We start from the raw sequence: 12305 nt of genomic DNA, 5'->3' as shown, positions 1-12305 counted from the left end.
TGCCCAGCTTCACGGCGTTCCAGGCAGGGAAGCTGCAATGGGAATGGGATGCGGAAGCACTGGAAAACATCCAGCCGGCAGAGCTTGCTTTGCTAGGCAACTTGGAGAAGGACGAGCAGGATGGGCTGATAGCGGCGTTCTCGGCTGCCGTATTTCAACGCTGGTACGGCACCGAAGCGGAAGCCGCCGATTTGCGAAGAGAATATCCGATTCTCTTCGCCTCCAACCGCCCAGCCGCGGCGGGTCTAGACGCGCGGGCCTGGCTCATCGCCATCGGCTGGAAAGCCGATACCGCGCCCTTTCGGCCGCTTCTGCAACTGCTGGAGCCAGAGCTGGAGGACGACGAGCCGTCCTGGCAGCTCAAGCTTGTGTTGCAGGACAAGCAAGACCCGGCGTTGCTGGTGTCTGTACAGCTCGCCGATGATGGGTATGCATCCGGCTCATGGCCCGATGCCTGGACAGCACATGTCCGTGAGCGCTCAGCCGGGTGGCTAGAAGGCTTGACCTCGATTTTGCCTGCCGGGCAGCGTGCCGGAAGCCGTGATGACGTGCTGAATCGCCCGCTCTCCGACGAAGCGGCGTGGCAATTCCTGACGACCGACAGCCAGCGTCTGCTGGAAAGCGGTTGGCAAGTGCTGCTCCCGGCTTGGTGGGAGGCAGCTACCCGCAAGAAGCCGAAGCTGCGGGCCAAGGTACGCCCGGGCGAAGGGGCGGGAGAGCGCACGAAGGGCAGCTCGCTGTTCGGACTGGACTCGATTGTCCAGTTCGATTGGCGCGTTGCCATTGGCGATGCCGATCTGAGCGAGTCGGAATTCGCCGAGCTGGTCGCTCGCAACGAGCGCTTGGTGCGCTTCCGCGGGCAATGGATCGCGCTCGACCCCGCGCTGCTGGCGCAGATCCGCCGGGCTATGGCCGGGATCGACAGCGCTCAGGGATTGTCCTTTCAGGACATCCTGCAGCTGCACCTGCTCGGCAACGCCGACGATCCTGAAGGCGACGCCTCGAGTGAGCAGCCGGAGGATGCGGCACGCTTCCGGCTGGAAGTCGAGCTGAATGCCCATCTGCTGAAGCTGATCAGCCAGCTCGGACGGCAGTCAGAATGGCCTGCATTGGACGTGCCGGACGGGCTGCAAGCCGAGCTGCGGACGTATCAGAGGGACGGGTACGCATGGCTTGCCTTTTTACGGCGTTTTGGACTGGGGGCCTGTCTGGCCGATGACATGGGACTTGGTAAAACGGTGCAGTTTATTACTTATCTACTGCACTTACAGGAAATTGCCGCTGAGACGGGTGTCCGCTCCAGTTCGCTGCTGATTTGCCCGACGTCGGTGCTGGGCAACTGGCAGAAGGAACTCAGCCGCTTCGCCCCTTCATTGAAGGTGATGCTGCACTATGGAAGCAGGCGGAAGCAGGGAGACTTGTTCCGTGAAGAAGTAGAGCAGGCTGATGTCATCCTGACCTCCTTTGCTACGGCAACCCTGGATCAAGAGCTGCTACAAAGCATGACCTGGGATTCGGTCTGCCTGGATGAAGCGCAAAACATTAAAAATGCGCAAACCAAGCAATCCACAGCCGTGCGCAGCTTTCCTGCACGTCATCGGATTGCGTTGACCGGGACACCTATTGAAAATCGATTGTCCGAGCTGTGGTCCATTTATGATTTTATCAATCCAGGTTATCTGGGCAGCTCACGCGCCTTTAGCAATCGTTTTATGAATGCTATTGAGAAGGAACATAACGAGCAGCGCACATTAGATTTGCAAAAGCTGGTTCAGCCTTTCATGCTGCGGCGCAAGAAGAAGGACCCTGCTATACAGCTTGATTTGCCTGACAAGAATGAGATGAAAACCTACATTCATCTGACCTCTGAGCAGGGCGCGCTCTATGACCAGATTGTCAAAGAGTTGATGGAACGGATGCAGAAGCTGGAAGGGATTGAACGGAAAGGAGCCATTTTATCCGCCCTTACCCAGTTGAAGCAGCTTTGCGACCACCCAGCCCTCTTAACCAAGGAGGCACTCCCGGATGCAGCGGCTTCCGGTTATAGTCCGTCCGATCTTGAGACGGTCATTAGCCGTTCATCCAAGCTAGAGCGCATTCTGGCTATGGTCAAGGAACTGCGGGAGGAGGGCGAGCGCTGCCTTATTTTTACACAGTATATTGGTATGGGGCAGATGCTCCAGCGGGTACTCGCTCAGGAGCTGCAAGAGCCTGTGCTCTATCTGAACGGTAGCACGTCCAAAACGGCGCGTGACCGAATGATTGATCAATTCCAATCTCACACGCTCCCCCCTGCCGAGCAGCCATCCGTGTTTATTTTGTCGCTCAAAGCCGGGGGGGTGGGTCTGAATCTGACGGCAGCCAACCACGTCTTTCACTTTGATCGCTGGTGGAATCCGGCTGTTGAAAATCAGGCCACAGACCGAGCCTATCGGATGGGACAAACGAAGGATGTACAGGTGCACAAATTTATCTCGCTCGGCACGCTCGAGGAACGCATTGATGAAATGCTGGAGAGCAAGCAGCAGCTTAGCGACCAAATCATAACCAGTACCGAAGGCTGGATTACTGAGCTGTCTACAGACGCGTTAAAAGACCTCTTTACGCTACGGCGCGAGTGGGCATAATGATGTCCCAAGTTCAATATATACCTATTTTTAAGAAGCAGTAGTTTATAGCACGGTCCAAAACTCCTTTGTGTGCATTTACTATCTCATCACAACAAAGGAGTTGATTTGAAGTGGCCATTCGTCCTCCACAAACGCTGAAATCTACGGGCAGAAAGGTTCCTGTTACGAGATATCGCAATGTGAGTCCAACACAAACCCTTCGTAGATTTACAGTTATCTGGGCTAACAATGATGGTGTACCTTTTAACACGTCTGGATTTTTTGCAACACTCCGGCGTTTAGATGGAACCTTTGTGCAAGCTGCAGGCTTCGACCGCTTTGGTACTGCCCGATTCAACAGAGTCCGCACACCTACGAACCAGCCTTATATTCTGCGTACTTTTAGAGATGATGGAGTATTATTCCGCGTTAGATCCGTACCTGCTGGCGTATCCTCATTTGTCGTTATTGGTTAAGCTCATACCGAACGCAGCCTAAACGTGGGTAACCAAAAAAGCAACCAGAAACAGAGCATATCTGTCCTGGCTGCTTTTTTATATGCCTACCTATTCGGAATCTTCTTCCACTATTGCATCTTTCGTAGCGGCTGTATTGTACACCGTTTTGAGCCAGTTTTCACTCGACCAGTTCAGCTTGCCTGCACCCGCTCCATCCTTGGCCTGCAATTGAGCAACCAGGTTAGCAGGGTCTTCGGCAGTATAGCTGTATGGCAACGTTGTGAACCCATTCCAAGAGAAGCCCTTGGCCTTCGCAGGATAAGGGGCTAACGGGCTATTCGCAGCTTCACTGCCTCCTCTGAATACGGTACCATTGTCGGAAAGGATAACGTCTTCGGCTTTGATTTTACCTGTGTAATCCGCTTTGTTAGGATCTTTTTGATTATTACGCACTGGAGAAAACACATCAATTAAATAAGACTTTTCTAGCAATACCGCGCCGTTTTCTGTTGAAATTGCACCATTACCCACGACATCAAAATGGTATCCCTTTGCGGCAATTGCTTTAGCCATGTCAGAAGTAATTCTTTTTTTGGCTCTGGCCAATCCGGCATCGTCCATAACGATGTTATATGCATGAGCATTACCACCACGCAAACGTGGCATACGGTCCTGAATATCCAGGTAGTAATTATGATGCAGCGTCACTTCCAAATCCGCATTGTCGCCTGCCATTTCCGTGGCACCAACCAGATGCGCTTTCTTTTGTCCTGCTGCAATATCAATGATATCTTCTTTACTCATGCCTACTGCACTGCTTCTCAGATAAGCGTACATAGGATAGGAAGACTTGTCTGCTTCCATCGCATTGACTTGTTGGGTTACCCAGCTGTTGGAGCTGCGGTCATCTCCTTTGAACAAGGACCAGGAAATCGTAACTCCGTTACTCCCTTTTTTCACATCTACCAGACCATCATAGGCTTTGTTAAATGTGCAATGGTCGATCCATACCTTGGAGCTTGCACCTTCGACAGTAATATAGTCCCAGTCATTCTTGTCATAGTTCCCTTTGGTTGCTTCATCCCACTCCCAAAGTTCATCAAATTCGAGGTTACGAAAAATCAAATTGGAGCTTCTTTTGATAACAAAGCCGGCATGTTTGATTTTCGCACCATTGGCCGAGAAAATCGTAACCCCATTCATATTTTCGATATAGACTTTGCTCACACCTGTCTTTTTCAGAACAGGATGTGTTTGTACAGGATTGTTGGCACTAAAAGGCATCACTCTGGCAGCACTAGGAATTTCATTCCAACCGAGATCAAGATCGTTCATAATCTCAATCACTTTGACCTTGCTGCCTTTCTTCAGTGCTTCGTTGAGATCTACAGCGTTGTAAACTTTTTTGTAGTTGGCATTTGTATCCGCAATGTTGCCACCACCTGTATTACCATACGAAAAGCCAGTCAAATTATAGTTATTTCTAGAGGTTACATCAGTGTCCACTTCAGGAGTCGGTTTTTCTGTACCTGGTGTTGGTTTCACAGGCAATGTTCCTGGATCTACCTCAGAAGAAGCACCGGATACAATCACATTATCGAATTCGGCAGCTGCTTTGGAGGTCACCAAACCAATGGCTCCAGCAGTGAGGCTGGTGTCTGTTGCGGACAGCTCCAGTTGATCATTGACATACATTTTGATTTCCGAACCGGATAGTTCCAGCTTTACTTTGTACCATGTATTCGTGTCCAGTTTGTATTTTTTATTGGTAGCCAGTGTCTTCATAGAGCCTTTGACTTTTTTTCGAATCTCAAGCGCTCCGTCTTTCTTGTTGTACAACGATGCTGCGTAGAAGTTGTTGGAATCTGTGTATCTACCTGCAACGTAGACTCGATTGGAGCCATTAAAATCATTTACATATACATCTGCTTGCACGCTATAGTTCGTCCATGAGGCATTACCTTTAACGGAATGGCTTTCGCTTCGACTAGATTGCTGGTATGTAGAGCCATTCCCATCCTTGACCACAGACCAGTTCCCCGAATCCGCGATCCAGCCTTGAGCTTCTCCTTGTTCGAAATCATCACTTATCTGTAAATTCCCATCCGCATGTGCATGACCTAGCAACGGTAAGGATAAAGACAGTACCAACGTACTGCTTAACATTACACTTGCACATTTTCTTAGCAAACTCGATTTCATATAACAATCCCCTTCTTGATTAGATTCATGAATACTAAAGCAAAGGTTGCACCGTTCATCGGACATGATATTCCCAACGGTATATAACGTACTGATGAAGAGAATAATATCCCAACACCAATGAGGGCCCTCAAGCGCTATACTCCAATAATTATAGGCATTTAAATATATATTAAAATATGTCTAATTACTTATCTTTTGTCTTAATCTTTCAATTAATTTTGCATCCTGTTTCGTGAACACGCCAAATTCTGTTTCATAAAATCACAAAAAACGATATTTTTTTATTTTTGAATAAGACATACAGTTGTCATATTGGGAATGGTACATATAAAGGGGTGAGTATCATCCATATCATTTAAAGGAGCGATGAGATGTCCAGCTACGACTACGCTTCCAAATCGGAGTTAAAGGAAGCCATTCATGCCTCCTACTTACGATTTGACGGTGAGTTTCAGGAGATCGACGAGAGCCAAAAAGATATTCGTATCCCTGAAGTAGATAAAACACCCGCAGAGATGATTGCCTACCAGCTCGGATGGCTTCATCTTGTCATGACATGGGACAGAGACGAACGGGAAGGAAAAACCGTCATCATGCCCGCCCCCAATTATAAATGGAACAGACTAGGCGAACTATATCAATCATTTTACAAGACTTACTCCCACCAATCTTTACGCGAATTACGCGATATGTTCAAGTTGACTGAGCAAAAGTGGCTGGATTGGATCGACACACTTAGCCACGAAGAGCTCTTCACTCAAGGCGTTCACAATTGGACGGGTACGAATCCAAACTGGCCCATGGCAAGATGGATTCACATCAACTCGGTGGCACCGTTTAAAACATTCAGAGCCAAGATACGGAAATGGAAGAAATACAAAGTTCAACAGTGATGAAAAAAAGTGTGCATTGTGCTACAATACTTGAGTTGTATCGGGATACATTTAGGGAAGGGTAAGTGAAACGCCATGCTTATTATTGGTATTGCCGGCGGTACAGGTTCCGGTAAATCGACGGTAGCACGCGCCGTCGTTGAGCGTCTGGGATCTAATAAAGTGACTTTCATATCTCAGGATAACTATTATAAAGACCATTCACATCTGAGCTATGATGAACGTGCTTTGGTCAATTATGATCATCCGTTTGCCTTTGACAACGAATTGCTTATTGAGCATCTCCAATGTCTGAAAAAAGGACAAGCGACACAAGCGCCCGTGTATGATTTTACGGTTCATGCCCGCTCCACGGACGAGACGGTAGAGCTTCTGCCAAATCATATCGTTATGTTGGAGGGTCTGCACGTACTGTCAGACGAAAAGCTCCGCAGCCTGCTTGACATCAAAGTATTTGTGGATACGGACCCTGATGTGCGTATTCTCCGTCGGGTTCTTCGCGATATTGAGGAACGCGGCCGCACCATCCATTCGATCCACGATCACTATCTGACTACGGTTAAGCCGATGCATGAGGCATTTATTGAGCCTTCCAAGAAATACGCTGACCTGATCCTTCCTGAGGGAGGACACAATGAGGTTGGCATTCAACTGCTGTCTATTTTGACTGAAAAATATTTGGCAGGAGATCGGACTTGGGGTACTGTATAAGGTAATCCCGGTTGTTTAAGGCTGTCGAGGTTTTCTCGGCTGCCTTTTTTGTGTTTTATATGCCATTTGGACTAATTTTTTTTGGAATCCCCGTGTGGTTTATGTTAGCATGTAAAGGTTAAATGCTTTAGATTCAAGCTAAGTTGGAAGCGTTATCAAATATGTGCCTCAGATGATATGACGTCCACGTGGTGGAGGTCTTTTTTGAATCAGGATTTTTACAAATCCTCGAATAGGTATAATTACGGAGAGTGCTGCCATGAATGAGCTATGCAACATTTTGATTGTGGATGATGAGATATTGGTACGGCAAGGAATTAAACACCATTTATCGTGGGAACAGTATGGATTTCGAATTGTAGGTGAGGCCTCCAACGGGAAAGAGGCGCTGGAGCTGATTGAAGCCTTGCGTCCTCATATTGTCATTACAGATATCGTGATGCCGATCATGGATGGCGAGGAGCTGACGCGCATAGTCAGACAGAATTATCCAGATATTGAAGTCATCGTGCTTAGCAGTTACGGTGAATTTAATTACGTGCGATCCACCTTTCAACAAGGGGTTGCTGACTATATTTTAAAGCCCAAGCTGGACACGGATGAACTACTCCAAGTCCTCCAGAGAACCGCTCGCAAAATTCCATCCATTCAATATCAGGCGGATGCTGGGAATAGTCAAATTACGATAGATCATGTGATCGAAAAGCTGATCTCCGGGTATAGCATGGACTATGACGCCGAGCTGCTGAAGCAAGCATTCCCTTATACTCGTTTTGCGCTCATAGGTATAGAACAGTCGGTACAGCAGGATAAAGGGCGCTCCATCTCTGCCTCGGACCTATTTTCCAAGCTTACAGATCGAGTATCCTCTGCCTGTGAGCGCATCGTACTGCGACAACTGCCGTCTGATGCCTATGCGGCTGTGTTTTTAGCCAATCTTGATCCACGGGAAGTAGACGCCTGGATGGCTGCGGTTAGGGAAGTTGCTCAGGAGACAAAGCGAGTCGATCCACAGACAGGCTGGGCAGTTAGCCATTTATTTGATGAGTTCAATCAGATTAGTGACGTCTATCAGGATGAACTGCCAAAACTGCTGAGTTACCGCTTTTATTTCCCAGGAACAGCGCTGTTAATAGAAGACGAACTCCCTCAGCCTGTACAAGTGAACAGCTCGTTTAACTTAAAACAATTTACAGAAGAGATGAAGCGTGAGCATTTTGATACAGCTTTTCAGGATTTGAGGTCCTATGTAGCCGCCATGTCCGGTAACTATACCTCTACCGCTTTTGAATTCAAATCGCTTCTCGGAAATATCGTGTTCAACATTACGATTTTGCTCGGGAATCAGGGGTATGATATGAAGGAGCTGGATGCGGCGAAATATTCCTATTTCAAAACAATTAATGATGCCCCTCATGTACATGAAGCCGTGCGCCTTCTGGAGACTTTTTTGGAGGAAGCGAACAGACAGATCATGGCTAAAACACAGCAAGGAAGTAGCGCAAGCATGAAAAAACTGCTGGAGTATATTGAGGAGCATCATGCTGAAACGCTCAATTTGACGACACTTGGGCAATATTTTCACTTTAACCCTTCCTACTTGTCCAGTTATTTTACGGCACATCATACAGAAGGTTTTAGCGAGTATCTGAACAAAATTCGGGTTGAAAAAGCCGCGGAGTTACTACGGTCGGGGACGATGTCCATTTCGGATATTAGCAGCACGGTAGGCTATTCGGACCCCAGCTATTTTACCAAAGTGTTCAAAAAGGTGAAGGGTTGCTCGCCCAGTCAGTACCGCCGGGAGCATCTCTATTAGGAAGTAAGCCACATCTGCCAGTAGAAAAGAGATTGCATATGAAAAGATATATCCATAAGATCAAATATCAAGGTCTGTTCTTCAAAATCTTTATTGTTATGGTGGTCAGCATCACTGCGGTGTCCTTGCTGACCTCTTTGGTGACGATTCGAATGTCTGAACGACTTTTTGCGGAGACATTCAGTATTACAAATGCCAAGGTACTCAGCCAGATTCAATCCAGCTTTGAATCCTTCAATGATTCCATCGTGAATGCCGTAACCCATGCTTCGGAAAATGGAACGGTCAAGAACTATCTGACTGGCGGTCAATCTGACTCGATTAACTCGGCGAGGACTTACTTCGGAATGGCACAGCAAATGAAGCAAATTAAATCGAACGTCGATGCCTATGATGTTGGTGTCGCTGTAACTGGTCTGAACGGTCGGAGCTTTTACTCTGACTCATCCTATTGGCCTGTAACTGCGGAAGAGCTTAAAAGCAGTGCGATTACAGCCCAAAGTGTAGCACGACCGGCACAGCTTATGTATCAATTGGATACTGAATTATTTCAGCAACAAATGAATACCACCGCGCAAAAGCCAACACCCTATATCATCGCCTCCAAACCATTTATGGAGCGGACCAGTGGCACCCTGTACGGCATGATCTACATCGCTATCCGAGAGCCTGAATTTCGCCGTTTCTACAACAATTTCACGAGCAACGGCAATGATGTGCTTATTTTGGACAAGTCGGGATTAATTGTATCAAGCAACCGCCAGGACCTGATCGGACAACGCTCCAGTGAGCTGCTAGGCTATGCCACAAAAATCAATGAACAGGGATTGAACTACATTAATGCGGATGTGATGAATAAGGAGAGTATCCTCCTTTCCAACTATATCCCTTCATTTGATTTTTATCTGGTGAACATGATCGACAGACAAGCCGCGATTGGGCAAATTATTGACGTTAAATCCGTTGTCTGGATCTGCATTGCCATCGTACTGATTGCTTTGGTGATCGTTTTTCTGATATCCCGTCGACTAATTCGTTCCCTGACTCGACTGGTGAAGCAAATGTCGACCATACGTGAGAAAAATTTTGATAATTATATCCCGGTAACAGGCAGCTATGAGGTTAGACAATTAAGTCATGCTTACAACTACATGTTGGATGAACTAAATGACTATATCCGTAAGCTTTTAGAGACGCAAAAAGGCCAACGAAACGCAGAGCTTGCTGCACTACAACGGCAGATCAATCCGCATTTTCTGTACAATACACTGGCTTCGATCAAAATGCTGGTGCTCAAAGGAAACAAGGAAACAGCCGCCGAGACGATCAATGCACTCATTTCTTTACTGCAAAATACAATCAGTAATGTGAGCGAAACAATCACCATTGAGCAGGAAATGGCCAACATGCAAAATTACGTGTTCATTAACCATGTTCGCTACGGGCAACGGGTACAAGTGAATTATTTTGTATCACCCGATTGTCTGGAGTACCATGTGCCCAAGCTCATCATTCAGCCTTTTATCGAAAACTCCTTTTTCCATGCGTTTAATGAAAAAAATGTAGGCCACATCTATATATTGGTGTCCAAAACGGAGGATACATTGATCTGTGAGGTGGTCGACGATGGGGACGGTATGGATTTGGACGGGCATACGGCGCAAGACGGACTGCCGAATCCCAAGAGCAAGCGCCAACTGTTCACAGGCATCGGCATCCAGAATGTGCACAACCGCATTACCCTTTTATATGGAGAAGAATACGGCGTGACCATCTCCAGTAAAAAAGGCGAGGGCACCAAAGTAAGAATGACGTTGCCACTGATCGTGAGATCAAACGACTCCAAATAGATGTACACGAAGCGCCACTACGCGGTCGGATGGTGCTTCCCATCGCTGTTGTACCCAGATTTCTTTAGTCAAGTTATAAAGGTTGAAATCCGGGTACAAAGGCGACCGCTACGCTTGTACAGCACCATTCCGCCCACTCCGTTCTTGTTCCACCTTCTTTGTCTTTAGTTCATGATCATAAAAAAATACCTAAATCAAAAGAAAATACTAATGTAAGCGGTACCTTTTTTCATAAATCATAATAATAAGACCAATCCGTATAAAGATATTCCTAACACCGACAAAGTATGGATGGTACACTAGATTTACAAACAAGGTAACCGCTTTCATTCAAGAGATTTAGAACTGGCAAGCAACATATAAAAAAAGAGTAGGGGTTGAACAAAATGAAAAAAATGACTTTCCTTCTGCTGATTGCAAGCTTGATCTTGCTATCTGCATGCTCCAGCAATTCCGAGAAAGCAGCTACAACCACAGATTCAGGCAAAAAAGAAATCACCGTCTGGGCTTGGGACCCGAACTTTAATATCGCAGCCCTGAAGCTGGCAAAAGATCGCTACGTTGCCAAACATCCAGATGTAACCGTAAACATTGTTGAATATGCTCAAAACGATATTGTACAAAAAATGAATGCCGGCCTTAACTCCGGTTCTACCAAAGGATTGCCGAACGTGGTTCTGATCGAGGATTATCGGGCACAGAACTTCCTGCAAGCCTATCCCGATTCCTTCCATGATATGAGCAGCACGATCAAAGCATCCGACTTTGCTGATTATAAAATTGGACCGACTAGCTACAACGGCAAGCAGTACGGTGTTCCATTCGACTCCGGTGTTATGGGACTGTATGTAAGAACGGACTATCTGGAACAAGCCGGATACAAAGTAGCGGACCTAACCAATATTGATTGGGACAAATTTATTGAAATTGGTAAAGCTGTAAAACAAAAAACAGGCAAAGAAATGCTGACTCAAGATCCGAATGACCTCGGTCTGATCCGCGGTATGATCCAAACCGCAGGTTCATGGTACCTGAAAGAAGACGGTAAAACACCAAACCTGGCTGGTAATCCAGCTCTGAAAGAAGCTCTCTTGACGTACAAATCCTTGTTCGACGCTAACATTGTTAAAATGAATGCCGACTGGAGTCAGTTCTTGGCCGCATTCAACAGCGGTGCAGTTGCTTCCGTACCTACAGGTAACTGGATTACACCTTCGATCAAAGCAGAAGCTTCGCAATCCGGTAAATGGGCTGTTGTTCCTTTCCCTAAGCTGAAAAATATACCTGAATCCGTGAATGCTTCCAGCCTCGGCGGCAGTTCCTGGTATGTCCTTAACTCGGACGGTCAAGATACCGCTGCTGATTTCCTGAAAGAGACATTCGGAACAGATACAGATCTGTATCAAGATATGCTGAGCAAAATTGGAATTGTCGGTTCATTGAACGCAGCTTCCAGCGGTAAAGCTTATGACGTGGAAGATCCGTACTTCGGAGGCGACAAAGTATACAAGAAATTTGCAGAATGGACTAAACAAGTTCCAAAAGTCAATTATGGCCTGCACACGTATGCCATTGAGGATATCATGACCGTTGAAATTCAAAACTATCTGAACGGAAAAGATGTAGACGCCGTTCTGAAAGATGCTCAAGGACAGGCGGAAGCACAGCTTAAATAAGACAGTCCATCTAGCCAAGGCTAAACAATAAAACGATAAGCACTTAAAACCTTGGGCTTGCGAGTTCAAGGTTTTATTGCTGCA

At 46.8% G+C, this 12305-nt stretch carries 9 protein-coding genes; 8 read left to right on the top strand and 1 reads right to left on the bottom strand.

The genetic code is table 11. The annotated features are described in order from the left end of the window. Positions 1-37: 37 nt before the first annotated feature. The 3 genes from NSQ57_RS01215 (at position 38) to NSQ57_RS01205 (ending at position 3085) form a co-directional block, all read left to right on the top strand. Positions 38-424 carry a hypothetical protein gene (locus NSQ57_RS01215; RefSeq protein ID WP_318628157.1) on the top strand — a complete coding sequence of 129 codons (387 nt, stop codon included), beginning with the start codon at positions 38-40 and terminating at the stop codon, positions 422-424. Beyond that, complete coding sequence (locus NSQ57_RS01210; protein ID WP_340884043.1) at positions 369-2627, top strand: DEAD/DEAH box helicase; 2259 nt, start codon at positions 369-371, stop codon at positions 2625-2627. The genes NSQ57_RS01215 and NSQ57_RS01210 overlap by 56 nt, the downstream gene beginning before the upstream one ends. Before the next feature lie 113 nt (positions 2628-2740). Continuing rightward, positions 2741-3085, top strand: a complete 345-nt coding sequence (locus NSQ57_RS01205; protein WP_016820169.1) for a hypothetical protein — start codon at positions 2741-2743, stop codon at positions 3083-3085. 90 nt (positions 3086-3175) lie between these two features. On the opposite strand, the gene NSQ57_RS01200 is transcribed toward NSQ57_RS01205, so the two are convergent. Beyond that, positions 3176-5269 (bottom strand): family 16 glycoside hydrolase, encoded by a 2094-nt coding sequence (locus NSQ57_RS01200; RefSeq protein WP_340931177.1) that lies wholly within the window; start codon positions 5267-5269, stop codon positions 3176-3178. A gap of 374 nt (positions 5270-5643) precedes the next feature. Here NSQ57_RS01200 and NSQ57_RS01195 point away from each other — a divergent pair, with 374 nt between their 5' ends. The 5 genes from NSQ57_RS01195 to NSQ57_RS01175 all read left to right on the top strand — a co-directional run bounded on the left by NSQ57_RS01195 (position 5644) and on the right by NSQ57_RS01175 (position 12221). Beyond that, a complete protein-coding gene (locus tag NSQ57_RS01195; protein ID WP_029516908.1) occupies positions 5644-6165 on the top strand; it encodes a ClbS/DfsB family four-helix bundle protein in 522 nt (173 codons plus the stop codon). A 75-nt stretch (positions 6166-6240) separates the two neighbouring features. Further along, positions 6241-6876, top strand: a complete 636-nt coding sequence (gene udk / locus NSQ57_RS01190) for a uridine kinase (RefSeq protein WP_013308305.1) — start codon at positions 6241-6243, stop codon at positions 6874-6876. 259 nt (positions 6877-7135) lie between these two features. Further along, entirely contained in the window at positions 7136-8695 is a 1560-nt protein-coding gene (locus tag NSQ57_RS01185; protein ID WP_340931176.1) for a response regulator transcription factor, read from the top strand. 38 nt (positions 8696-8733) lie between these two features. After that, entirely contained in the window at positions 8734-10545 is a 1812-nt protein-coding gene (locus tag NSQ57_RS01180) for a sensor histidine kinase (protein WP_165149310.1), read from the top strand. A 386-nt stretch (positions 10546-10931) separates the two neighbouring features. After that, on the top strand, positions 10932-12221 hold the full coding sequence (locus tag NSQ57_RS01175; RefSeq protein WP_069010158.1) for an extracellular solute-binding protein: 1290 nt from the start codon (positions 10932-10934) through the stop codon (positions 12219-12221). Positions 12222-12305 lie beyond the last annotated feature (84 nt).

This window comes from Paenibacillus sp. FSL L8-0502 (genome assembly GCF_038593055.1).
In the GTDB taxonomy this organism is placed as follows: Bacteria; Bacillota; Bacilli; order Paenibacillales; family Paenibacillaceae; genus Paenibacillus; species Paenibacillus polymyxa_D.
The sequence above is the reverse complement of the archived record's forward strand: the minus strand, read 5'-3'. Positions and strand labels throughout refer to the sequence as shown.